Raw genomic sequence first — 24,222 nt, 5'->3', positions numbered from 1 at the left:
CTTTACTACATATGTGCAGTCTTGCTTTAAGGATTTAACTGCACGGCATGGAATTGCAAATGATCATCTACGAAACTTTGAATAAAGTAATAACCATGATCATAGCCCTGATGTTCACGCAAAGTTAGCGGCTGGTTGACGGCATCACAAGCTTGCTGAAACAGGGCTGGATTAAGCTGACTATAGAACTGGTCTGAAAAACCCTGATCAATCAAGATATCGCTAAATAATACCCCCTTTTCCTGAACCAAAGCGGTCGCATCATGTTTCAGCCATTCCTCTTTCTCAGTACCCAGATAATTTGAAAAGGCTTTGTCACCCCAAGGACACTGGCTCGGGGCACAAATCGGTGCAAAGGCTGAAACAGATTTGAATTTTTCTGGATATTTAAATGCCAAGGTCAATGCGCCATGACCGCCCATAGAGTGGCCGAAGATGCCGATTTTTCCGGGATGGATCACGAACTCCTCAGTGACCAGTGCATAGAGTTCATCGACTATAAAGCTTTCCATCTGGTAATGTTCAGCCCATGGTGCCTGAGTGGCATTAATATAAAAACCTGCGCCCTGACCGATATCCCAGTTGTCGCCTTCTGCCACACATTCGCCACGTGGCGAAGTATCCAGTGTAATCAGAATCAAGCCAAGCTGTGCCGCCAGACGCTGTGCATGTGCCTTGATGGCAAAGGTTTCTTCGGTACAGGTCAAACCCGCCAAATAGAATAAAGCAGGACAGCTGTGACCTTCTAAAGCTTGAGGCGGCAGAAAAATGCCAAACTTGGTCGGTGTTTTAAGATAGCGTGAATCAAAACGATAAATCCGCTGTTCACCTTCAAAGCTTCTATTGTTCTGTATAAGTTCCATGGCTATTCCTTATTATTACAACCGGTCTGTGGATGACATTGATCTAGGGAGATGGTGTCGCCGTACTGGTCTGTGGAAATAAACGTTGCTCCAGTTGTGGCAACATCAATTCCATATTCTTACCGATGACCCATTGCGGTTCTGATGGCTCAAAACCTTGAGCTGATTCCCATTTTGCTACGGTATCTGTGGCCTGTGCGAAAGCGCTTTGCAAGCTGCTATTTTCACGCATGGCTTCATCAAAGAACGCACGGCCAAAATAGGTATAATCCGCTTCATTCGAACAGCCAAAAGACTGACGGTCGGCTGCTGAAGCCGTAATCACTAAGGTATTATCATTCTGTAAGGCAGAAGCAAAACTGCCTGAAAAACATGCCGAGATCACAATCACGCGCCAGCGGATTCCGGAGGCATCCAGTGTCTCACGCAACCATTTTGGATCGACCTGCGCCAGATCCAGTGGGGCATTTTCCATTTCAAACACATTCGGCAAACCGTGAGAGGTCATGTATAAAAACAGCACATCACTTTCCCGGTTCATCTGCTGCCCCATACGGCGCAATGCCAGCTCCATACTGGTTTTGGAAGCAATCGGCATGGTGGTACGTGTCGCTGGGTGATTGACCAAGGCAATCGATCGGCCAAAAGTACCAAAACGGGTATCAAACTGTTCTTTAATCCGCTCAACTTCAGAATGGAATACATCCTGATAGCTCGCTCCGGCCACCCCCATGAAATACCAGTGCGACTGTGCGAATTCACCATATTCAATATTTTCCAGCGCTTTGTTCAGCAGAGTTGGCTGGGCATAGAAAGCATCTTCGGCAAAACTCGGTGGAATTTCTTCAACTTTCCAGATCGGCTGATCTTTGACTGAAATCTGCCAGACCACTAGCGTAAACAAGGTCGCCAGCATAATCAGCGCACGTTCCCACCACGGCCATTTTAATTCACGTGAAATCACCCAGACCACTGCCAGACTTTGCCAGACAAACAGCATGACAAAGAGCGTTGGAATATAGTCGTAGAGGATATAAGGCAGATAATCCAGATCACCCAGATACTGGATCAGACATTGGAACAGCATGATATGGGTATCTAACACCAGCCACAACAAGGCTGGCACCAGCATCAAGCGTGGATTATTGACCCGCTGTGACAGAAAAATACCGACAATCAGGGCAATGAAAGGCCAAAGCGCATAACTGATCAGACCTTGAGAGTTAAAATCTCCCATACGGCCTGAACTGAGCCAGCTAAACAAACTGTTGGCGCAGCCACCCAAGATCCCCCAGAACACCAGTTGCATGATGGATGGACGGACCAGTTGTAAAGAACGCCTCGACCCCAGAAATAACCACATCCCGGCAATTTGGTTGCTCTTAAAATCGTGCCAAAAATTAATGGAGGGTTTAAAGTCGATCATAGGATTTCAAGGAGATGAGTGGCTCGCTAATGTGCTGAATAAGTTTATGCTTGATAAGCATTTAATCAATGCTAATTTTAAATATATAACAAATCTTTGCTTAATAAAGAAGCCATTATCCTATTCAGCTACAAGTTCATGCTGAAAATACGCATCAAAGCGACAAGCATCGCCTTGCCATTGATGATTTGGCTCTTTTCCGGCCAGAAATACCGCCAGACGCGGACGTTTGACCACGACACGCTTGCCAATTTTCTGGGCCAGTTCCAGTAAGTTGTCGCCCAGATCCATTTCACCATCTTCAGGCAATAACATATGCAACAGCTGCATCTGTTTTTTGACCTGCGCCTGCTTTTTGACTGCCTGCTGATTTTGATCCCGCTGTGGAAACATTGGATCAAGATAAACTACATCGACAACTTTATGCTGCTGGGCCTGTTGTTGCAGATAATCGGCTGAATCAGAAAAAACCAAATGAATCCGTGATACGACCTGACTTAGAAATGCATCCGACTGGGCACGCGTATGGGTATCTTCAAGCAAGGTGAACAAAATCGGATGCCGTTCAACCAAGGTGACCTGCGCGCCTAAGTGTGCCATCAACAGACTGTCATGCCCCAGACCCGCAGTCGCATCGACCAAGCTTGGTTTTTCACTTAAATTGCAGGCGCGTGCGATCATTTCTGACTTTAAAGATGCGCGTTTTAAACGCCCGGTTTCCGCTTGCCAGTCCGGTTGCATCTTCATGCCGTTGGCACATAACCAGAGTCCGTCAGCATCAACACAAAGGGCCAGTTCAGGATTTAAACGGAAAAAACGAGCATTGAGTTTTTCAACGGTTGCAATCTCGACCTGTACCCCACGAGAAGAAAGCACAGCCTCAAAGTGCTGTGCTTTCTCTTGATAGTCAGATTCGGCATATAAGCGAATCGCACTTACCATAATTTCCAACCTGTATAGGCAAATAATAAAATCAGCAGACCCGAAGCAATACGATACCAAGCAAAGATCATAAAGTCGCGTTTGGCCACATAAGCGACCAGCGCACGGATTAATATCAATGCCGAGATAAAGGAAACCAGAAGCCCAACCCCAATCACGGTCCAGTCTTCAGTGGTATTTAAGACATCATAGCTTTGATAAAGATCTAGCAGGCCAGCACCAATAATCACCGGAATACCCAGAAAAAATGAGAATTCAGTCGCTGCTTTACGGGACACACCCAAGAACATCGCACCGATAATGGTTGCGCCTGAACGGGAAGTCCCCGGTATCAAGGATAAAACCTGAATCAGGCCAATCCAGATCGCATCTCTAATGCTGAGTTCTTCAACTTCATGTACACGGACTTGTGGTGGATTCTTTTCAATCCAGATAATGATCAAACCACCGACGATCAAACCAATGGCAATCGCAATATCATTAAACAGTAATTGTTTGACGGTTTGTCCCAGCGTCAGACCAATCAATATAATCGGAATAGAAGCCAGAATCAGGCCAATGCCTAAACGGCGACCTTGCGGTTCACCGCTGACAATCCCGGTCGCTGCCCCCCAAAGACGCGCCCAATATTCATAAATAACGGCAGCAATTGCCCCCATCTGGATCGCGATGACGAATACATCACTCTTTTCCTTGGTCCAGAAATTCATTAATTCTGATGCCAAAATCAAATGGCCGGTACTGGAAATAGGCAAAAACTCGGTAATGCCTTCGATAATACCCATGATGGCCGCTTTGAGTAGCAGTAAAAGATCCATGCTTTATCCTAATTAATTATGCTTTGCCTTGTTCTGGAATTTTTTTCCACGCGTTATCGCGTAAATATACGGGTAATGCCAATTCTGCACTGACCCAGTTTTCTGCTTGTGCCGCTGCACGTGCAATGCTGGCAATATCCTGTGCGGTCGCATGCACATCTTTATAAATTGAAGTTTCGCTTTGTACCAGTTCAGCACCTGAGCCAACCGGGGTAAAGCGCACAGCTTGGCTGCCTTCTGCATAACTTAACAGTTGTTCTTCATCGACCGGTTGCATAATTCCTTGTGCATCCAGTTGATAGCTCGCGATATAGACTTCGCTCATGCGCGCATCCAATACCGCAGACACTTCAGTCAGACCGTGCAAGCGGTAGGCTGCTTGTGCCAAAGCCTGCAAAGTCGACACCGGAATTACCGGCACATCATTTGACCAAGCCAAGGCCTGAGTCACGGCAGCATTAATACGCACACCGCTAAAAGAACCCGGACCACGACTAAAGGCAATCGCGGTCAAATCAGCAATGGCCAGCCCAAGATCTTGCAGACCTTGTTCAATCATCGGGAGAATCGTTTGCGTTTGTGCCTTGGCGCGCGCATCAAGCTGAAAAAATAGTTCTTGAGTATCATCGATTACAGAAACGGAACACTGCTCATTGGCAGTCTCCAATGCCAGCACTTTCATGCACAACCTTAATTCAGAGAATATAAAAAACGCGGATATGATACTCCACTCATATCCGCTACGCGAGATTTTCCCGAAACAGATACAAAAATGCCTAGAAAATCTAGGCTTATGATTCACTCATTAAAAGAGTGCCTTAAAGTTGCACTTCTTCCAAATCCTGAAATTTCTGAAAATGCTCGGCATAATGCATGGCACTCATTGTTAATTTTTGAATACTGTCATCATCCAGCATTTTCACCACTTTACCGGGTGAGCCCATCACCACGGAATTATCCGGAATGATCTTGCCTTCAGGAATCAAGGCATTGGCACCAATAATACAATTCTTCCCAATCACGGCATTGTTTAGAATGACTGCTTGAATCCCGATCAGGCTGTTATCGCCAATGGTACAACCATGCAGCATGGCCTGATGGCCGATTGTCACATAATCACCAATGTGCATCTCAATGCCTGCATCCGTATGCAACACTGCATTTTCCTGCACATTACTAAAGTCACCCAATTTAATTTTACTGTTATCTGCACGTACTACAGCCCCAAACCAGACACTGACTTGTCGTCCAAGCTCAACCTGTCCAATCACTGTTGCCGTTGGTGCCACCCAGCCATCCCAGGGCTGATGTGTAGCGGTAGGTATATGTCCCTGAAATTTGTACAACATTGATAAAATCCTGTTCAATGGTTAAAAAAATTTGGAGCGTTTAAACGTTGGAGAATTAAGCAAGAATGGCCAGTCTTTTTTATAATCTAGCCCATATTGAAATAAAGAAATCAGCATACGTGCGGTCAATCCCCAGACCACTTCATTTTCTACCCGCATACTCGGAAAATATAAAGATTGCTGGGCAAAGCGAACTTCATAAGGCGTAGGCGTCACTTCAAGCAAATGCTGCAATGAGGCAAAGAAAATCCGGTCGATTTCCGTCGGTTGTGGAATCAGCTTCACTTGCGGAGGAATCAGTCCCACAATCGGTTTGACCAGCATGCCATTGCGGGCTTTTTGCATCGGCAAATCACCCATTAAATGTACATCAAAAGGATTGAGTGCCGTTTCCTCATAGGCTTCTCTTAGAGCCACCACAATATTACTGGTATCTTGCGGATCGCGCTTGCCACCCGGAAATGAGACTTCTCCAGCATGATTATTCAAATAAGCTGAACGGCGCGTCAGCAATACTTTCGGATCAGCTTCATCTGTAATTGCAATCAACACGGCAGCATGTGCAGATCGGATACGCCTGGAAAAACGTAAGCGTTGCTGCAACCTTTGTGTCAATTCACATGCATCCATTCTTTCAACCCTGACGATGATCATAATTTCATCATAGCTGATTTTAGCCGGGGCGGGAGAGAAATGATGCCAAATTTTGCTTTTTCAGTTATCCTGAGCATACTTTTATCATTGATGATGAATATGAACTTCTGTGTGAATTGTGGACATAAAACCACTGCTAAAATTCCTTTGGGCGATCAGCAAATTCGCAGCGTATGTGATTCATGCGGCTCTATTCATTACATTAATCCGAAAGTGATTTGTGGCACTTTAGTCCTGTTCGAAAACAAAGTACTGTTGTGCCGTCGTGCCATTGAACCACGCTATGGCTTATGGACTTTACCTGCCGGCTATATGGAACTGTTTGAAACCATGGAGCAAGGGGCTGCCCGGGAAACCCGCGAAGAAGCCGAAGCTGAAGTAGACATTGAACAGTTGTACTGTATGTATAACATTCCACGTATTGGTCAGATTTATGTGCTATTTAAAGCCAATCTGATTGATGGAAAATTTGGTGCGGGTGAAGAGACCATCGAAACACGTTTATTTGATGAAGCAGATATTCCCTGGACCGAACTAGCCTTCCCGAGTGTAGAACACACCCTCAGACATTATTTTGAAGATCGTAAAAGCAACACTTTCCCAATGCATCTGGAAACCTTAGGCACACGTCTAGACCACACGGGTTAAATCTAATCTGTATAAAAAATCCCATACTAAGATGGGATTTTTTTTATTTCTAAGGAATATTATTTAGCTTTGACTTGATAGCAATCCGCGAGTTTAAACTCAACCGAACCACCGTTTAATTTTGCCAGGCTAATATCTGCCGGTGTTTCACCCTCATTGTTATTATTATAAACTTTTTGAAAACTCGCATAGGTATTGGCCCATTGTACCCCATCACCTGCCGAATTCAGGAAAGTTACACGCCCATTCTGGCCAACATTAGTATCCAGCACATTAGACAAATTGAGCAGCGCACCACCGATCACAATCGAATCCCTAGAATCCGGTGAAGACTGGATGCGTGAATCTACCCCTACCAATGCGCCATTGATATTACCAAACTTTTCATTGGCCAAAATCAGGCGCATGGAAACCGCTTTATCAGCCACAAATGCACGTCCCAAAGTTCCAAGGCGATATTGTTGTATGCCTTGATGATCTAAGAGCGTAGCTGCCAATACATCACCTTGACAGCCATTCACCGGATCAGTCGCAAAATTACTAGAGGATTGCATATTGGTGCGTACATCACCATTACTGTCAATTACAATTCCTAAAGTAATTGGGCTGACAGTGGTATCTGTAAATTTAAATTCCAGATTGGCATACATTGGGAAGATATATTTCTCCCCATCTGGGACATTCTGCGCTGTTTTAAAGACCTGACGATCCAGATAACTAATCGGGAAAATCTTGTAGAGATCAACGCTTCCCGTATAGTTTTCACCATCGGCCTGCAAACGCCACAACCCCAGGTTGGCTTGATCCGAAGTATCAAGCAATTTTTTATCAGTCACCACTTTATAGAAAGCTTCTTTACCCGCGATCACATAATCATTCAATAATCTGCCTTGATAGAGTTCAAGCTGAGTCGCATTATTTGCGACATTCAAGCGGTAAGGCGTGTTAATGGTTTTACTGGTTGGATGAATCCATGAACTTTGCGGATCAGCGGTCATTTGTACCGGTTTCACCTTACGGATGAGTTGAGCATTAATCCCCCCTAAGGAAGATAAATTTTCTTTAGCCAAGGTTAACTGAGTATCACGCCATTGTAAGCCACTGCCAAAGGTATAGCCCTGGCGATCGGTAATCAGCATAAAATGGCCAAATAAATATTTAGTATTCTTATTCTTAATATCACAAGGGCTTTGATTACAACCCACCAGTCCATCTGAACCCGTCAGGTTACCTCCAATCACGCCGGATGTTGAAAATAATGAAAATTCTGGCTGATACACAGCTGCGTTGGCAATCGTCACCAGTTTTTTGACTGTGGTAAAAGCAACCTCATCCGAAATTGTGCTGATATCAACAAAATCTTTGATTTTAGTCGCCAAATCAGTATCAGTCAGACTAATATTTCCACTGATTTTAGCCAAATTTTTGCGCATGTCTTCAGTAATATATAAAGGTTGCACATCAGATGGATTAACAATACTTCCCTTTTGTAGTGCCAAAGCTTGCAGAATTTTAACCAGACGCATGGCCACCTGAACGGTAGGATCACCAGGCTCCAAGTTACTTACCCGACGTCCGCTAATCCCACTCGCAATATCAATAACACTTAAACGTGGCAGCTGAGTCTGGGCACTAAAACTGGCATAATCGCTGAGTTTAATTTGACCTAAATTAATCTTGCGCGAAGCAAAACTTTGAATATAAAACTCAATATTATCCGTCTTTTGACAGGTTCCAGAAGCAACCCCATTTTTACTGTCAAATAACGTAATAAAGGTATTTTCTGTATCGCTACTACAGTTAAAGTTCAAACCATCGAGCGGATATTCCAGCCCCCATTCCACACAGTTAGTTGTACCTGGGGTACAAGTACCATTGGTTGTGGCTTCATCGTTTTTTTCTGGAATGACATTGGCACTTTCCCCCCCACACCCGCTCAGTGCCGTTAAAAGTGTGGTTAAAGCGAATGGAAATAATATTTTATTTTTCATCTTTTTGTACTCGAATAGTCCTTATCGAATGGCGACTAATTTTAGTTGTCCATGATTTGTCAGCATCTTGTCTTCAACATCTATCGCGGAGGCCAAAGGCGTCAATAATATATATCCACTTTGAGCAGGAATCTGGAGAACCCCTTCGATACGCTCATGTTGAATAATATTCGCCTGTTCTTCCTGATTTTTATAACCGCCCGCTCCTTCAAGCACACAACCACGACTGTCTAAAAACACAACAAAAGGCCAATAATACGTTGGATTTTTCTGGCTAGAGGCATAAGAATTGATCTGAATATTCTGGATATCGGATTGAAGCTTTACCACTTCAAAATCAAATTGGTCTGCTTTAAGAGGCGCACGAGGCCAGAGGTTAACTGCTTTTTTAAGGCTGATTTCTTTAGCTTTTTTAATTTTCTTATCATTAAAACACTGTTTGCCCAAGCTATCGATGGTCTCCGACTGTGAAATACGATAATAACTTTGAGCCAGTACCACAGGACCAGAATCTACTTCTGGCGTTTGAAACAAGGATTTTAATACGGATTGTCCCACCCCTTTTTCACGTTCAATTGTCTGGATCCGGGTCGTGCCGATATTTTTATCTACTACTCCTTCAGGCATGCTATAGAAACGTTTTTTGCCTTCCAAATTAAATTCTTTATTTTCCAGATACTCACTATCCACATATTCAATGCCTTCAACCTGGCTAAATCCCGGCTTTTGTATGGTAGCAACAGAAGATACAGCTCCAGTATCAGGATTTTGAATAGCTTGAGATTCAGATTTTAATTGTGGTTTAGACTGAATCTTTTCTTGCGCAATATCCGGTTGTACTGGTTGTACTGGTTGTACTGGTTGTACTGGTTGTACTGGTTGTACTGGTTGTACTGGTTGTACTGGTTGTACTGGTTGTACTGGTTGTACTGGTTGTACAACCATATTATGGCCATGCTTAGGTTTAACTTGTCCATTTTCTACGACAGGCACTTTTTCTAAGTCTTGCTTTACAGGTGTGGAATGAACTGCTGCAATTCCTGCTGTTTTCGACAATCGAGATTTGTCCTCAGTTTTTTTCTCTGCATTATTACGGGGTACGACTAATGGTCGTCCATCCGGACCAATAATCGTAATAAATTCTTTAGCGCTTGTATAAAAAGACACGGATACCAGACTTAATGCCAGTACCGCTGTCAATCCAACGTTCCCTGTCTTGATCATTTTTCCCTTACCAACGCGTGCGATAATTCAAACCTAAAATTGTAATTTTGGTATCTGTTTTTACGTTTAAACCTGCATATGGGTTTAATAACAGGTTATTTACCCCGGTCTGGTTGGCTAAACTACTGGTATTTGCTGGAATCTGATCTTTGCTGCGCAAGAAACCAATCGAGAGATCCAGATCAGTGTCTGCATCAAATCGGTAACCTACACCTAAACCAAATAACTGTGCACCATTGATCGGTACCATGGTATTACGCTTATTTTTCGGAATAGCACTGGTACGTGGCTCATAACCTGCCCGAAGCTTCAAACGGTCTGTAGCGGAATATTCCATCCCGATACCGAAGTTCCACGGCGATTCAAATCCCATCGGTAAAGCCAAGGTTGAGTCAGTAACATTGGCAGATAAAATTTTGGCAATCTTTAGGGCTGAAATGGTACGATCAAATTCAAATTTAAATTCGTCCCAGACCTTGTAATCTGTCCAGCCAATATCAAAATTCACTTGCAAATCTGGCATCACTTTATATTTGATACCTGCCTGAAAATGCGCCGGATATTCAAAATCCTGCGACACCAGACCAGATTCACTCGATGGTATGTAAGTAGGAAATCCAAGAATTGCAGCCAGAATCTGGCCGGTCGGTGAGGTCATTAAACCTTTGATCATTTCCTGAGGAGCTTTGGCATTATCAATATGATATTTACCTTTTAAGCGCATTTTCGCAGCACTTTGGTACACCATACCAAAACTAAAGTCTTCACGCGGTTCCCACAATATTCCCAGGTTATAGCTTGGGCTTAAGTTTTGCTCAAGCTCCAGTTGCATTTGACCAAACTTGCCAAATGGGTTCATCCCCTCATCCGCATTACAGATCCCGAGCAAAAGAATATCTGTAATAATGTCGGAATTTTCTTTAAACGGCGTACACACGACTTCGTCGATCATACGCAACATCCCGATCAACTCATTCGGGAAACGCAAGTCAGTTTTCATCCCGATAGCTTGATAAGACATCCCGATAGAAGCACCAATCGACAGCTGGTCATTAACCTCATAACCGATAGATGGTGATAGATAGGTAATCCGCTCTAAAGCAACCTGCTGCCCCATAAAGTTTGCCGGGTTACCATCTTCATGACCAAAACCTGCCATGAGAGGAGCATAAACAGCAGTCGCATACGTGGCTTTAGATCCAGGTGGGTTGTATGCAATCCCCATGGTCGGTGCAGTCAAAGGAAGGCCTTCCCCTAAATCCACCATTTTTTTCAGAAAAGGGACATAAAGGCTGACATATTCCACATCGCCTTTGACCGGACCTTTAAAATCGGTACACAAATCAGATGAAACTTCAGGTCCGTCATTACAGACAATAGGATCATCAGAATAGCCAAATACGTTATATCCGGCGGGTACTGAAAACTCACGCTGGATATCAAAATTAGCCACAATGATTTGCTGTTCGGTTTGCAGCCCATTAATTTTAGTCAGTGCAGCCGGGTTAAAGTGGACCGCATTGACCCCTGGAGGATCTGCAGTGACAGCATTCCCCATGGATAGTGCACGTAAATCAACTGAAAGGTTGGTTCCCAATTGTGCAAAGGTATAACTTGAACAGCCCGCAAGAATAATTCCTGTTAATAACGGGCTAAGTCGAATGTTTTTCATACGACACCCCTATTAACTGATTTTTTTACCAAAACCTAAAATATCAAGTGGGAATGACAATCCCAACGAAACATCCGGTGCATCTTCGGTCAGCCCTAGGCCAACAGTACCATTAACAATTGTTTCTGGAGAGACTCGCACACCTAAGGAAATTGCAAAGGTAGAACTGGTCTGATCTGCAGCAGAATAACTTTCACCCGTGTTATAGTTAAATTCCGCACCAGTATTAAAGCTTTGCTGATAGGACATGGTCATCGAAACGTCATAGTTAAATGAATATGCGAAACCAAAGGCAAAGCCTCCACTAATCCCCGGTTCAAACTCTTCAATAATACGATAACCACGACGCTGGTTTAGGCCTGATTCTTTAAAACCATAGTTCGCAGAAACGGATGCAAACAATACGACTGGATCAATGTATTTACGCGTACTGGCACCCACGCCAGCAGAGTAATAACCCTTTCCTGCTGCCAGATCTGTCGCGGCATTAATTTCATAAGGGCTGTCACCCGTTTTAGTTGATAAATTACCAAATAAAATCAGAGGCAGACGACCCGCTTTTAATGGAAAGGGTTCCCAGCGAGCGCCCAAACTAATATCGCCCAAACCTGCAGTAGACGTATCTTTTAACAAGTCAGTTTTGGCCACTAAAGGTAGGGATGCAGTTAAGGTCAGGTTATCTTTCACGCCATATTGGAAAGTGAAAGTATTGGTCATACTATGTGTTGCATTTTCTTGAACACGTAGTTGATATAATTGACCCTGAGCCATTTCTATATCGAGTTGAGTGTCCCGATAATAAGTATAATCAATATCGTAATATGATGAAATTTCGCCTTGTTTTATCAGAGAGTATTGGCGTTCATTTGACGTAAATACTTCTTCCAGATTAGCTGCCTGAGTAGCATCTCCTTCTTGTTGCTGTAAAGCTTGAGATGCATCTACGACTTGGCCAGCCTGAGTCTCGACAGGTGGTGCTGTTTCCACGACAGCCTCTTCACCTGCTTCATATCCACCTAGTTCTGATTCTTCTGCAGTCTGCGTTTCGACCTGCCCGGTTTGAGCCGGTACAGATGCAGTAGTTTCAACAACTTCTTCATCAACCGTTTCGTATTCACCTAGTGCTGGTTCTTCTGCAGCAAATGCAACGCCCATTACCATTTGAATGCTCAGTGCCAAGAACGTCTTGTTCATCCATTTACTGTTCATATCCATTTCACCATTTTAATTTTTATTACTGTTTTGCGTTTTATTTATTCTTGTAATACAGTCTCAGGAAGTTATGTTGATATTCCCCAAATTTTTCTGACTCTGTATTACGATTACGGTCCATACGGATCGTAGAAGCTTTATCAGCAATTTTGTCCATATAAAATTGTGGATACTGCATGTCAACCAAGGCATAGCGATTGATCGTAGCATCTTCTACATGACGCATATCTGATTCTTTTAATGCTAGAAAATTTTTGCGATATTGTTCAGGTACATTAATCAGGAACAAAGTGTTATTTTCCCAAATATCCTGAAAACGCCGTTCCTCAAAACTGATATTACCAAGTGCCGGATCTGCAACATAAACCCGGCCATTTTTATAACCTTTATAAACTACAAAATGCTTAAATCCTGCATAGGAAATCGGAACAATGGCGGGCTGATCTTGATTAACTAAATCTTTGAATTCCCCTCGATAGCCTCCACTTTCCAACCCTAAGGCTGAAACAAAGCGCTTCATATCAAGCAGAGAAAAACTACGGCGTTCAACAATTTTATCCGTTTCACCGAATTTCATCAGCCCACTCATGACTTGCTGCTCATCCAGCTGCGTACCGACATAACCATTGAGCAGGGTCGTAAGTGCTGCTGAACCACAACTGTAATCATAAGCCTGACGTACAATGCCCTGAAACTGATCCAGAAGTGCCGGTTTTACTTCCACAGCTTCACGGTGCATACGCACAAAAGAGTCATTTCTTGAATCAAGAACTTCAGTATAGTGAACAGCACCATTCGGCTGTTTTTTGATATCCAGAGCTTCTTTGGCAGCGTAATACATCAATGCCGAGCCCAACGCGATCTCTAACATAATTATGAACTTTTCTTATAATGGGCATGATGTGCCTATTTTTCTTTTTATAGAGCATTCACTCTACTTCCCTGTAACTAGAAAGATACCTTCTTTTTCAAAAAAATACAGCATTTTTTTTATTTTTTGGATAAATGATTTAGTCATAAAAAAAGCGCGTGTAAATACGCGCTTTTTTTAAGTAAAAATTAGTGACCAGAAATAGTAATTACTGCCCCAGGAAGATATGTACCTTGTGCTGGACTATAGTAAGTCTGCATGCCTTGTACTTCCATATCACCAATTGATGCTGCTGTTTTGCTACCTAAGTGGATACCTTTCACATAGGTATCATGTGCACCACTGTTACTTACAATGCGTAAGAAACCTTTATTTGCAGCGCTTTCACCAAATATACTAATATTCTGATTCAATGTTAAATCTGTAGTTCCTGCATCAGAAAGCTTAATACTATCAATATGAATTACGCCAGCTTTAGTTGTCTTAATATCAGCCTGAGTAGGAGAGAGTGCTGCAGGAACAACTGTTGCACCTAGAGTTGAATTATCCACAATACCCAGATCTTTAATTTCAAGACCACCAATCATTGTAGCATTTAATTTGATCATCGCGCCTTGTGGTGCTGCACCCAATTGAATGTTTGCAGACATAGGCCCTGTCTTAACAGAAAGACCTGTTAAAATTTCATTAACGGCACCTACCCCACCCCGGCGAATTGAACCTGAGTTATCACCTGTGCCTTCCTGACCCGATGCTACAACACCAATCTTACCAATATGAATATCCAAACCTGAAACTTCAGCAGCAATATTAATAAAAGGGTTATTATTACCAGCATCTGAATCAATTTTCAAATCCATAAGGTTACGCGAAGCTAAAAGATATTTTCCACCCTCGTCATAGTTTGCACCAATTACCACACCATGTTTTTCATTAACATGACCTGCTTCCCCATTACCATAAATTGCAAGCGCACCGGCCTTATCTGTACCACCAGCGCTTTTACTCTCATATGCTAAAGCCTGAACATCACGATAAACTGGGGCACCAGTCGAATCTTTTACTCCAGTATCCCATTGTTTAGTTTCGAATACACCCTTAGGGTTTAAAGGATTCGTAACATCAAGTTTTACTGATTTAGTAGTTTTGTTTGCATCTAAACCGCTATTATCGTGAATATATAGTTTTTCGATTTCAATTTTTGAAATACCGATACCAATACTAATACCGTCTTGACCCGTTGTTTCACTTAGAGATGCATCATCCATTGCTTGCATCGCCATCGCATTGGCACTAAATGCAACTGAAGTCGCTAAAACTAATTTTGTAAATTTTTTCATTGTTTACTCTCCCAAGAGTACTATTTTTTTTGGTTGTGAATTACTCAGTGTTTAGGCTGTATTTTTTATTTTCTGACAGCTTAAGCATCTTTCCTTGAGTAATTTGCTAGCCCACTTAAAGTAGCGTCGAGTCAGTTTTTGATCAACTGTTGTTGGTCGCAATCTGTCGCTTACCGATAAACGGTATTTCATGATTTAAAAATATTTCCCCTGACTTCTTGATATAAAATAGTGAGTCATATCGAACTCTCTATAACTGAATGACCGAAGCTCTCTATCATCGTCCCTTAAAGTTTGAATCACGTCTGGTTGCAGATCTATTGTCCGCATTGAAGACATTGGATCATCTGGTGTATTTAAATAATAATGGTCAGCCTTTTATTGCCTGCTGCGCTCAAGAATATTTTGTTGCGCCAACATCACAAATTCAGTCTTTTAAAAGAACAGGGATTGAACAATACCAGCCCATCCCATCTGAATTTAATTTAGCAATCGATGCATTAAAAAATCTTCAAAAGAATGGATTTCATGGAGGTTATGTTGGTTTTATCGGCTACGATTATGCGGCTCAACAATATATTCAGTATCCAGATCGTCCTCAACCTGGTTTATTTATTGGTCAATTTTCTTCCTACATTAAACCAACCCCTGATGGCTGGATGTTCTATAGTGATGATCCACAAGCAGAACAGATTTTCAATCATATTCAGAACTTACTTAACCAAGATAAAATTCACTCGACATTTCATTTAAAAAATCCTTGTACCTCACGCTGGACTAAATCTGTCTATACTCAGGCTTTTCAGAAAATTCAGGACTATATTGTTGCAGGTGACTGCTATCAGATTAATCTAACCCAAGAATTTAAAGGTCGAGCCCAAGGCTCCCTCTTAGCGACTGCCCAAGCATTCTGGACATTAACCGAAGCGCCCTATGCGGGTTATCTGCGTATTGGTGATTTTGAATTACTCAGCTGCTCACCCGAGTTATTTATTGACTTCGAAAAAAATCGGAAAATTATCACCAAACCAATTAAAGGCACCATGCCACGCTATAGCGACCCTGTGCTAGATGAACAATCTAAACAAACCTTAAAAGCATCGGAAAAAGATCAGGCAGAAAATGTCATGATTGTGGATTTATTACGTAATGATTTAAGTGTTTATGCGGAAACAGGCTCGGTTAAAACACCCAAATTATTTAATATCGAAAGTTTTAATCAAGTGCATCATATGGTGAGCGAAGTAGAAGCGACCTTAAAAGCAGATGTTAATCCTTTCGAGGTGTTAATGTCAGCCCTACCAGGTGGCTCAATTACGGGCGCACCTAAAATTCGTGCCATGCAGATTATTGCTGAATTGGAAGGTGCTGCACGTGGGGCTTATTGTGGATCAATGGGTTATTTTAATTTTGATGGTACCGGTTCCTGGAATATTCTGATTCGTTCCATCCAAAAATATCAGGAAGATGTTTCTTTATGGGCGGGTGGTGGTATTACCATTTCTTCGGATTGTGATGCGGAATATCAGGAATGCTTTGATAAGGTTTCAGCGATGCTGGATCTGTTAAATACGTGGTATCAGCCTGAGTAAATAAAAAAGCGAATCATTTGATTCGCTTTTTCTACAAATCCACCCTAACCCTCCTTTGCTAAAGGAGGGAACTCCTCCCTTTTCAAAGGGAGGCTAGGAGGGATTTTGATCACACCAAAATCTCATTTTTTAGCGTATTTACTAAACGCTGATTTTGCTCATCTGTACCAATAGTAATTCGCAAGAACTGGTTAATACGTGGCTTATTAAAATAACGCACGATAATGCCACGTTCACGCAACTCACTTGCAAGTTCGCCTGCATCCTTAGATGGCAAGGAGGCAAAAATAAAGTTGGCACTCGATGGTAAAATTTTAAAACCAAGCTCATTTAATTGGGACACCAACTTTTCACGGCTGGCAATAACTTTCTGATTCTGTGCTTCAAAGTAGGCCTGATCTTCAAATGAAGCCACCGCTGCAGCAATCGCAAAACGGTCCATCGGATAGGAGTTAAAGCTATTTTTGACTGCTTCAAGTGCTGCAATCAAATGTGGCTGAGCAATCGCGAAACCTACTCGCAGACCTGCAAGAGAACGTGACTTCGATGTGGTTTGACATACGACTAAATTTTCATATTTCTCAACCAGCTTGACTGCTGATTCAGCACCGAAGTCGACATAGGCTTCATCAATCACCACCACTGAATCCGGATTGGCTTGCAGAATTTCCTCAATGACTGCCAAACCCAGATCAATACTGGTCGGCGCATTAGGATTAGTAATAATAATACCGCCATTAGCTTGTTTATAGTCATCCACAACAATTTCAAAGTCATCATTCAGTGGCAAGATTTTGGTTTTAACCCCAAAAAACTGGCTGTAGACCGGATAGAAACTATAGGTAATATCTGGATAAAGCAGAGGCTGTTCTTGAACAAAAAATGCTTTAAAGATATGTGCCAAAACCTCATCTGAGCCATTGCCGACAAAGACAGTGTCTACAGGTACATTTTGTTGTTTAGCGATCGCCTGTTTCAACTCTGACGCATCAGGGTCTGGATATAAACGCAAAACATCTGCTGAATTTGCCAATACCTGTTGTACTGCCGCAACGACTTTAGGCGATGGCGGATACGGATTTTCATTGGTATTAAGTTTTAAAATATTCTGGATTTTTGGTTGCTCGCCTGGGGTATACGGTTCTAATTCACGTACTTCAGGACTCCAAAAACGCATTTGTTCTGTTGTGATATTCATTTTGTATTCTCTTTAAACCCTCTCCTAACCTCTCCCTGAGCCATATATGGCGCAATAGAGGAATTTTCATTAATAAAGACACAAGATTTTTGTGGTTTAAATTCTCCTCTCCTTTTAGGAGAGGGTCAGGGAGAGGTAGTAATGCTATTTATGGTTGATAACGATAACGTGCAGAACGTGCATGTGCATCTAGGTTTTCCTGTTGCGCCAAGATATCCGCAGTTTTTGCTAAAGTTTTTACACCTTCTTGTGAGCACATAATCAGACTTGAACGCTTCTGGAAATCATAGACACCAAGTGGCGATGAAAAACGCGCAGTACCTGAAGTTGGCAAGACATGGTTTGGCCCGGCACAGTAATCACCAATGGCTTCAGGCGTATAACGCCCCATAAAGATCGCACCTGCATGACGAATGCTATCAGACATTGCTTCTGCATCATCTAAACACAACATCAAATGCTCAGGCGCCACCTGATTAATCAAATCTGACGCTTCTTGACGGTCTTTCACCAAGACCAAAGCACCACGATTGGCAATCGAGGTACGGGCAATTTCTGCCTTCGGTAATGTTGCTAGATGCATTTCAATCGCCTGCTCAACATCATTCAGCAACTGTTCATCTGGTGTGATGAAAATAGCCTGTGCCACAGTGTCATGCTCAGCTTGCGAAAGTAAATCCATCGCCAGCCATTCAGCATTATTTTGGCCTTCGGCATAGACCAGAATTTCAGAAGGTCCTGCAATCATGTCGATACCGACCTGACCAAACACCGCACGTTTTGCCGCAGCCACAAAACGGTTGCCTGGGCCGGTAATTTTATCTACTGCTGGGACAGTTTCTGTACCATAAGCCAATGCCGCAACCGCTTGCGCACCACCAATGGTAAAGACACGCGTCACACCTGCCAGATATGCAGCCGCCAATACCAATGGATTTAAATCACCATTCGGTGCAGGTACCACCATAATAATTTCCGGCACTCCTGCGACATGTGCAGGCACCGCATTCATCAATACTGAAGATGGATAAGACGCTAAACCACCGGGTACATAAATCCCGACACGATCCAGAGGGGTCACTTTCTGACCGAGCGTATTTCCTAGAGTATCGACGTAGGTCCAGCCATCTTGCTTTTGCGCTTGATGGAACTCACGTACACGATTTGCTGCAAGCTCTAACGCTTCACGCACTTCCGTGCTTAGACCATCAAATGCTGCTTTCAATTGTTCCTGGGTCAGCTCCAGCTCTGAGAATTGATGCGCCGGATGTCGATCGAACTGTTGAGTGAGTTTAAGAACTTGAGCATCACCATGCTGACGAACATCAGCAATAATTTGATCTACAGTTTTTAAAAGTTCAGGATCATTAACAGTTTCAAAAGCCAACAAGTCAGCAAATGCTTGCTTGAAGTTTTGATCTTGGGTCGATAAACGTCGCATCAATTTACCCATCAGGTTTGAATTCGAAGGCTTTAGTTTACCTGTTTTCCAGACTTTTGTCGGCAGCTATAGTGCTCTAGCCCTATGAGTTTTATTGGAAATAACTTTTGGTAAAATTGATGAAAGAATTTACATCGTATTTATGTTCAATCGAATAAAAAAACCGCCCTAAGAGGACGGTTTTTTTACGCAACAAATTTAAGCCTGTTTTGCCTTTTCACGTTCTTCCACGGCTTTTTCAAGCTGTGCCAGAATCGGATTTAACAATGCTTGCTTACGCTTGAAACTGGCTTTGTTCACGATTAAACGTGAAGACACTTTACAAATTTCTTCAAGTGGCTCTAACCCATTGGCACGCAAGGTATTACCTGTATCCACGACATCGACAATGTAATCGCCCAGACCGACCAGTGGTGCAAGTTCCATGGAGCCATACAGCTTGATCACATCAACTTGCTCACCCAGGCTGGCATAGTATTGACGGGTCAAATTCACGTATTTGGTCGCAATTTTTAAACGACCTTTAGGACGTTGCATCCCCACCTTACCAGCGGTCATCAATTTACATACCGCAATTTTCAGGTCTAATGGTTCATAGACGTTTTGCGCGCCATGTTCCATCAATACATCTTTACCGGCCACGCCAATATCGGCTGCACCATTTTCAACATAAGTCGGTACATCTGAAGCACGTAAAATTAAGATACGAACCTGTTTATGCGTGGTCGGGAAAATCAATTTACGAGATTTATCAGGATCTTCTAAAAGATTAATCCCTGCTGTTTCTAGCAAAGGTAAAGTCTCTTTTAAGATACGCCCTTTACTTAATGCCAAAGTTAAACCATGATCAAAATTGCCCATTACGTCAAAGTTTGGATCATCGTTTCTCATATCGCTCATTAATTTACTCGCTTAATTTGGGCACCTAAACTTTGTAACTTTGCTTCTACATCTTCATAACCGCGGTCAATATGATAAATGCGGTCAATCAGCGTTTCACCTTCAGCGGCAAGTGCTGCCAGCACCAAAGAGAACGAAGCACGTAAATCTGTTGCCATTACGGGTGCGGCAGAAAGTTTTTCTACACCCGTTACCACAGCATCATTACCTTCTACCTGAATATTGGCACCCATACGTGCCAATTCAGGAACATGCATGAAACGGTTTTCAAAAATCGTTTCAGAAATTGTCGCAAAGCCTTGAGCAATGGCATTCACAGCCATAATCTGGGCTTGCATATCGGTTGGAAATTCTGGATGTGGTAAGGTTTGGAAGCTGACAGCTTTCGGACGTTTACCCAGCATATCCAGTTCAATCCAGTCGTCACCACGGGTCACTTCTGCGCCCATTTCTTCAAACTTGTCCAGCACTGCTTCCATCAGGGACGGATCAGTATGCGTGGTTTTGATACGACCGCCAGTGATCGCTGCTGCTGCCAGATATGAACCGGTTTCAATCCGGTCAGCAACAACCGCATATTCACAGCCATGCAGACGTTCGACACCGGTCACAATTAAAGTATCGGTATCTAGACCTTCAATCTTGGCACCCATCTTGATCAGCATTTGCGCAAGATCAGTGATTTCAGGTTCACGTGCTGCATTGCGAATCGTGGTCACACCATCGGCCAACACGGCAGCCATCAGAATATTTTCTGTCCCACCCACAGTCACCATATCAAAGACAACTTCGCCACCTTTCAGGCGACCATCGACTTTGGCATGTACATAACCGGCTTCGACTTCAATCTCGGCGCCTAAAGCTTCTAAAGCTTTCAAATGCTGATCGACAGGACGGGAACCAATCGCACAACCGCCTGGTAAAGACACTTTTGCACTGCCATAGCGCGCCAATAATGGACCAAGCACCAAAATAGAAGCACGCATAGTTTTTACGAGCTCATACGGTGCGAACTGGTTATCTAATGTAGACGTATCAGCAACAACCGTATCGCCTTCATAAGTCATGGTGATCCCAAGACCAGCAATCAGCTTCACCAACGTATTGACATCTTTTAGATTAGGAACATTTCTGAGCGTAATCGGGGTATCAGCCAGAATCATTGCTGCCAATAATGGAAGTGCTGCATTCTTTGCACCAGAAATGCGCACTTCACCTTCGAGCTTGATACCGCCCTGAATTAAAAATTTATCCATTAAATGATTAAGCTCCAAATAAGCTTGCTTTGCGCCATTCTTCTTTTGTCATCGCGCGAATCGTTACTGCGTGAACTGCACCACTGGCAATATGGGCATTGAGAGGAGCATAAACAGCTTGTTGGCGTGCAACTGGACGCTTACCTTCAAATTGATCATCCACAATACGGAGATCAAATTTTCCGCCCTGACCACTCACAGCAACATCCGCCTCTGGAAAAGCGGCTTCTAAAATTTCAGCGAGCTGTTCATTATTCATCACAAGACCTCTTATAGGACTAAGGGTGTAAAACGAGCCATTTTACTATAAATAGCAAAAATAATTCATGGATCCATACATTATATATATAAAAAAAAGAGGCTTTTAAAACCTCTTTTTCATCATTTGTCCTTTATAGGGCTAAAGGATGCTGCTGTAAATGCATTTCCCGGTATCGATCAATCTGCCGTTTGAGTTTTTCAGTCAATATTTTAATTGAGGTATACATATCATCTGCGGTGGCGTGAGCAAAAAATTCAATGCCCGGTAATCGGATAATAGCCTCTGCGATATGATTACTACTGCCCTTTCTAGAGCGTTTATCAATTTGATGATCTTTTGAGAGTTTCACTTGCATACTATTCACCTGATCCAGGTGCTTCGTCATCTGTGAAAACTTGGTTTTTATACTTTCTTCAATAGCTGGCGTAATCGATAAATGATGTCCACGAATTGTTATTTGCATAGTTCTATCCCTCACCTTCGTTAGGATTAGAAGAGTCACAATATAAAATAATTTAAATACAGCAACTTATAAATAAAATATCCGTATTTTAAGTCCTGGATCAAATCATTTTACTGCTCCTCAAAAGAAAAAAAGATTCATTATGCTGTCATAATGAATCTCTAGAATAGCCAGATTTCAAATTTTAGATCAAGACTTTTCGCTCAGAAGATGAAGGAATATGTAACGATTCACGATATTTCGCCACCGTACGTCGTGCCACATCAATGCCTTCATCTTTTAACATATTGGCAATTGCATTATCAGACAAAGGCTTGCGGGCATTTTCTTCGGAAATCAGTTTTTTGATTTTGGCACGAATAGCAGTAGAAGATGCTTCACCACCTGAAGTCGTGCCAACGTGACTCGAGAAGAAATATTTCAACTCGAACAATCCACGTGGGGTCAGCATATATTTATTGGTGGTTACGCGCGAAACTGTAGATTCATGCAATTCAACTTCTTCGGCAATATCTCTTAAAACCAGAGGTTTCATGCCTTCCGCCCCAATTTCCAAGAACATTTTTTGATGTTCCACAATACAAGTCGCGACTTTCAATAAGGTTTTATGTCGTTCATCGATACTTTTAATGAAGTTCTTCGCTTCCAGCATCTGATTACGCAGGTACTGATTATCATCGCTTTGATCTGCACGACGAATCATTTTGGCATAAAAAGAATTGACGCGTAACTTTGGCAGCACATCCGAGTTTAAATTGACTTGCCAGCAGTTATTCTTTTTCATCACCACGACATCTGGCACCTGATAATCCGATTCCTTGTTTTCAAATTCCAGACCAGGATGCGGTTTTAATGTTTTTAGCAAATCTACGGCACAACGCAACTGCTCTGGATTTAAGCCAGTCTGTTTGATCAGCTTAGGAAGCTCATTGGTGATCAATAATTCATAATGTTGCAGAAGTTTGATCGCATCATTTCGGCAAGGCGTTGACGCAGGTAAATTATCAAGTTGAACCAATAGGCATTCTGCCAAGCTTCTAGAACCTACACCTACCGGATCCAAACGCTGGATATGCTTTAATACAACGGCAACCTCATCATCTTCAATTTCTTCTTCAGACCCCATAGAAGAGAGTAAATGTTGTACCGATGCAGTAATTTCACTCAACTCAGCATCTAAAAAACCTTTGTCGTCCAAAGAATCGACTATGCAATAAGCGATTAATTTATCAACCTGTGAAAAATTCAGCAGATTAATTTGTTCTAGCATATATTCTTGCAGGCTCTGATGCCCTTGACGATTATCTTCACGCTCTTCGAACTCGGCTGCCCCCAGACTTGTAGGTTGATGGGTATAGACATCATCCCAATCGGTATCTACAGGTAAGTCATCAGGCAGATGATCGGCATTAAGTTGATTAGTTAGATCTTGATTTTCATTATTTGACTCAATTGTAGATAAGCTTTCAAGGGTAATTTGCTCTTCAACTTTTTCTAATAGAGGATTACTATCAAGTTGCAACTGAACTTCTTGTTCCAATTCCAGACTTGAAAGTTGTAATAGCCGAATTGCCTGCTGTAATTGTGGAGTTAATGACAGCGAGTTCGCAATTTTTATACCCACTGATAATCTCATTGTTACCCCCCTTAATAGAAAATCCCGTTTTATAAGCAATTTTTATGCCGTTTTATTTTTTATAACACAGATTTACCAAAAAACATACAAATTGGATTTTAAATTTCTAGTCTTTCGCGACTAATAATTGTTTAAATACTTAATTTTTCGCATAAAAAAACACCCCTGGCCTTATGGTCGGGGGTGTTTTGGAATAATGAGCTGGCGATGACTTACTCTCACATGGGTAACCCCACACTACCATCAGCGCTAAGAGGTTTCACTTCTGAGTTCGGGAAGGGATCAGGTGGTTCACTCTTGCTATGGTCGCCAGCACAACTGTTTATGGATACTTGCTAGGTCTTACGTTTTGCCTTGCTTTCTACCAAATAGAATTCATTAACAGAGATATCTGAGTTGCAGTAGTTTGTTCGTTTAGCGTAACTAAATCAAGTCACTTTGTTTAATATCGAATCAATCGATCC

At 42.4% G+C, this 24,222-nt stretch carries 22 protein-coding genes and 1 rRNA gene; 2 read left to right on the top strand and 21 right to left on the bottom strand.

What is annotated here, in order from left to right; all coding sequences use genetic code 11:
• Positions 1–26: 26 nt before the first annotated feature.
• The 7 genes from fghA to BFN00_RS09855 form a co-directional block, all read right to left on the bottom strand.
• The gene (fghA, locus tag BFN00_RS09885; protein WP_071851396.1) at positions 27–863 is read right to left on the bottom strand and encodes an S-formylglutathione hydrolase; all 837 of its coding nucleotides are present in this window, start codon (positions 861–863) and stop codon (positions 27–29) included.
• A 43-nt stretch (positions 864–906) separates the two neighbouring features.
• Complete coding sequence (locus BFN00_RS09880; protein ID WP_071851394.1) at positions 907–2,289, bottom strand: C13 family peptidase; 1,383 nt, start codon at positions 2,287–2,289, stop codon at positions 907–909.
• Positions 2,290–2,409: 120 nt separating this feature from the next.
• Positions 2,410–3,231 carry a class I SAM-dependent methyltransferase gene (locus BFN00_RS09875; protein ID WP_071851392.1) on the bottom strand — a complete coding sequence of 274 codons (822 nt, stop codon included), beginning with the start codon at positions 3,229–3,231 and terminating at the stop codon, positions 2,410–2,412.
• A complete protein-coding gene (locus tag BFN00_RS09870; protein WP_004279167.1) occupies positions 3,225–4,049 on the bottom strand; it encodes an undecaprenyl-diphosphate phosphatase in 825 nt (274 codons plus the stop codon). The genes BFN00_RS09875 and BFN00_RS09870 overlap by 7 nt, the downstream gene beginning before the upstream one ends.
• A gap of 16 nt (positions 4,050–4,065) precedes the next feature.
• Entirely contained in the window at positions 4,066–4,731 is a 666-nt protein-coding gene (gene tsaB / locus BFN00_RS09865; protein WP_071851389.1) for a tRNA (adenosine(37)-N6)-threonylcarbamoyltransferase complex dimerization subunit type 1 TsaB, read from the bottom strand.
• 136 nt (positions 4,732–4,867) lie between these two features.
• Positions 4,868–5,395, bottom strand: coding sequence for a gamma carbonic anhydrase family protein (locus tag BFN00_RS09860; protein WP_171260788.1), 528 nt, complete (start codon positions 5,393–5,395; stop codon positions 4,868–4,870).
• 24 nt (positions 5,396–5,419) lie between these two features.
• Entirely contained in the window at positions 5,420–6,028 is a 609-nt protein-coding gene (locus BFN00_RS09855) for an NUDIX hydrolase (RefSeq protein WP_071851384.1), read from the bottom strand.
• 123 nt (positions 6,029–6,151) lie between these two features.
• Between BFN00_RS09855 and BFN00_RS09850 the strand changes: the two genes are divergently transcribed.
• A complete protein-coding gene (locus tag BFN00_RS09850; protein WP_171260787.1) occupies positions 6,152–6,700 on the top strand; it encodes an NUDIX hydrolase in 549 nt (182 codons plus the stop codon).
• A 59-nt stretch (positions 6,701–6,759) separates the two neighbouring features.
• Here the strand turns inward: BFN00_RS09850 and filF are convergent, their stop codons facing one another.
• From filF to filA, 6 genes are all read right to left on the bottom strand, one after another.
• Positions 6,760–8,691 (bottom strand): putative pilus system protein FilF, encoded by a 1,932-nt coding sequence (filF, locus tag BFN00_RS09845; protein WP_071851380.1) that lies wholly within the window; start codon positions 8,689–8,691, stop codon positions 6,760–6,762.
• A 21-nt stretch (positions 8,692–8,712) separates the two neighbouring features.
• Positions 8,713–9,915, bottom strand: coding sequence for a putative pilus assembly protein FilE (filE, locus tag BFN00_RS09840; RefSeq protein ID WP_071851378.1), 1,203 nt, complete (start codon positions 9,913–9,915; stop codon positions 8,713–8,715).
• Positions 9,916–9,922: 7 nt separating this feature from the next.
• A complete protein-coding gene (gene filD / locus BFN00_RS09835) occupies positions 9,923–11,587 on the bottom strand; it encodes a putative pilus system OmpP1/FadL family transporter FilD (protein ID WP_071851376.1) in 1,665 nt (554 codons plus the stop codon).
• Positions 11,588–11,599: 12 nt separating this feature from the next.
• Positions 11,600–12,802 carry a putative pilus system protein FilC gene (gene filC / locus BFN00_RS09830; RefSeq protein ID WP_082180564.1) on the bottom strand — a complete coding sequence of 401 codons (1,203 nt, stop codon included), beginning with the start codon at positions 12,800–12,802 and terminating at the stop codon, positions 11,600–11,602.
• A 34-nt stretch (positions 12,803–12,836) separates the two neighbouring features.
• The gene (filB, locus tag BFN00_RS09825; protein ID WP_004646031.1) at positions 12,837–13,670 is read right to left on the bottom strand and encodes a putative pilus system C39 family peptidase FilB; all 834 of its coding nucleotides are present in this window, start codon (positions 13,668–13,670) and stop codon (positions 12,837–12,839) included.
• 188 nt (positions 13,671–13,858) lie between these two features.
• Complete coding sequence (gene filA, locus BFN00_RS09820; RefSeq protein WP_071851372.1) at positions 13,859–15,010, bottom strand: putative pilus system protein FilA; 1,152 nt, start codon at positions 15,008–15,010, stop codon at positions 13,859–13,861.
• A gap of 260 nt (positions 15,011–15,270) precedes the next feature.
• On the opposite strand from filA, the gene BFN00_RS09815 reads away from it, so the two are divergent.
• Positions 15,271–16,602: an anthranilate synthase component I family protein gene (locus BFN00_RS09815; protein ID WP_071851370.1), complete on the top strand. Its 1,332-nt coding sequence runs from the start codon at positions 15,271–15,273 to the stop codon at positions 16,600–16,602.
• A gap of 109 nt (positions 16,603–16,711) precedes the next feature.
• Here the strand turns inward: BFN00_RS09815 and hisC are convergent, their stop codons facing one another.
• From hisC to rrf, 8 genes are all read right to left on the bottom strand, one after another.
• Positions 16,712–17,800 (bottom strand): histidinol-phosphate transaminase, encoded by a 1,089-nt coding sequence (gene hisC, locus BFN00_RS09810; protein ID WP_071851369.1) that lies wholly within the window; start codon positions 17,798–17,800, stop codon positions 16,712–16,714.
• 148 nt (positions 17,801–17,948) lie between these two features.
• Positions 17,949–19,253, bottom strand: coding sequence for a histidinol dehydrogenase (hisD, locus tag BFN00_RS09805; protein ID WP_071851367.1), 1,305 nt, complete (start codon positions 19,251–19,253; stop codon positions 17,949–17,951).
• Between the two features lie 186 nt (positions 19,254–19,439).
• Complete coding sequence (gene hisG, locus BFN00_RS09800; RefSeq protein ID WP_004646025.1) at positions 19,440–20,141, bottom strand: ATP phosphoribosyltransferase; 702 nt, start codon at positions 20,139–20,141, stop codon at positions 19,440–19,442.
• Entirely contained in the window at positions 20,141–21,397 is a 1,257-nt protein-coding gene (gene murA, locus BFN00_RS09795) for a UDP-N-acetylglucosamine 1-carboxyvinyltransferase (protein WP_004279150.1), read from the bottom strand. The genes hisG and murA overlap by 1 nt, the downstream gene beginning before the upstream one ends.
• Positions 21,398–21,404: 7 nt before the next feature.
• Entirely contained in the window at positions 21,405–21,656 is a 252-nt protein-coding gene (gene ibaG / locus BFN00_RS09790) for a BolA family iron metabolism protein IbaG (RefSeq protein WP_004730742.1), read from the bottom strand.
• Between the two features lie 133 nt (positions 21,657–21,789).
• Positions 21,790–22,122, bottom strand: a complete 333-nt coding sequence (gene hpf, locus BFN00_RS09785) for a ribosome hibernation-promoting factor, HPF/YfiA family (RefSeq protein WP_004730744.1) — start codon at positions 22,120–22,122, stop codon at positions 21,790–21,792.
• Positions 22,123–22,306: 184 nt separating this feature from the next.
• A complete protein-coding gene (locus tag BFN00_RS09780) occupies positions 22,307–23,758 on the bottom strand; it encodes an RNA polymerase factor sigma-54 (RefSeq protein ID WP_071851365.1) in 1,452 nt (483 codons plus the stop codon).
• 199 nt (positions 23,759–23,957) lie between these two features.
• Positions 23,958–24,072, bottom strand: a 5S ribosomal RNA gene (gene rrf / locus BFN00_RS09775).
• Positions 24,073–24,222 lie beyond the last annotated feature (150 nt).

The organism is Acinetobacter sp. AR2-3, assembly GCF_001878775.1.
Lineage (GTDB): Bacteria > Pseudomonadota > Gammaproteobacteria > Pseudomonadales > Moraxellaceae > Acinetobacter > Acinetobacter lwoffii_D.
The sequence above is the reverse complement of the archived record's forward strand: the minus strand, read 5'-3'. Positions and strand labels throughout refer to the sequence as shown.

Bases quoted from the DNA above. Each gene is read 5' to 3' on its own strand.
- fghA (WP_071851396.1), bottom strand. From the start codon at position 863: ATGGAACTTATACAGAACAATAGAAGCTTTGAAGGTGAACAGCGGATT.
- BFN00_RS09880 (WP_071851394.1), bottom strand. From the start codon at position 2,289: ATGATCGACTTTAAACCCTCCATTAATTTTTGGCACGATTTTAAGAGC.
- BFN00_RS09875 (WP_071851392.1), bottom strand. From the start codon at position 3,231: ATGGTAAGTGCGATTCGCTTATATGCCGAATCTGACTATCAAGAGAAA.
- BFN00_RS09870 (WP_004279167.1), bottom strand. From the start codon at position 4,049: ATGGATCTTTTACTGCTACTCAAAGCGGCCATCATGGGTATTATCGAA.
- tsaB (WP_071851389.1), bottom strand. From the start codon at position 4,731: ATGAAAGTGCTGGCATTGGAGACTGCCAATGAGCAGTGTTCCGTTTCT.
- BFN00_RS09855 (WP_071851384.1), bottom strand. From the start codon at position 6,028: ATGGATGCATGTGAATTGACACAAAGGTTGCAGCAACGCTTACGTTTT.
- BFN00_RS09850 (WP_171260787.1), top strand. From the start codon at position 6,152: ATGAACTTCTGTGTGAATTGTGGACATAAAACCACTGCTAAAATTCCT.
- filF (WP_071851380.1), bottom strand. From the start codon at position 8,691: ATGAAAAATAAAATATTATTTCCATTCGCTTTAACCACACTTTTAACG.
- filE (WP_071851378.1), bottom strand. From the start codon at position 9,915: ATGATCAAGACAGGGAACGTTGGATTGACAGCGGTACTGGCATTAAGT.
- filD (WP_071851376.1), bottom strand. From the start codon at position 11,587: ATGAAAAACATTCGACTTAGCCCGTTATTAACAGGAATTATTCTTGCG.
- filC (WP_082180564.1), bottom strand. From the start codon at position 12,802: ATGGATATGAACAGTAAATGGATGAACAAGACGTTCTTGGCACTGAGC.
- filB (WP_004646031.1), bottom strand. From the start codon at position 13,670: ATGTTAGAGATCGCGTTGGGCTCGGCATTGATGTATTACGCTGCCAAA.
- filA (WP_071851372.1), bottom strand. From the start codon at position 15,010: ATGAAAAAATTTACAAAATTAGTTTTAGCGACTTCAGTTGCATTTAGT.
- BFN00_RS09815 (WP_071851370.1), top strand. From the start codon at position 15,271: ATGACCGAAGCTCTCTATCATCGTCCCTTAAAGTTTGAATCACGTCTG.
- hisC (WP_071851369.1), bottom strand. From the start codon at position 17,800: ATGAATATCACAACAGAACAAATGCGTTTTTGGAGTCCTGAAGTACGT.
- hisD (WP_071851367.1), bottom strand. From the start codon at position 19,253: ATGGGTAAATTGATGCGACGTTTATCGACCCAAGATCAAAACTTCAAG.
- hisG (WP_004646025.1), bottom strand. From the start codon at position 20,141: ATGAGCGATATGAGAAACGATGATCCAAACTTTGACGTAATGGGCAAT.
- murA (WP_004279150.1), bottom strand. From the start codon at position 21,397: ATGGATAAATTTTTAATTCAGGGCGGTATCAAGCTCGAAGGTGAAGTG.
- ibaG (WP_004730742.1), bottom strand. From the start codon at position 21,656: ATGAATAATGAACAGCTCGCTGAAATTTTAGAAGCCGCTTTTCCAGAG.
- hpf (WP_004730744.1), bottom strand. From the start codon at position 22,122: ATGCAAATAACAATTCGTGGACATCATTTATCGATTACGCCAGCTATT.
- BFN00_RS09780 (WP_071851365.1), bottom strand. From the start codon at position 23,758: ATGAGATTATCAGTGGGTATAAAAATTGCGAACTCGCTGTCATTAACT.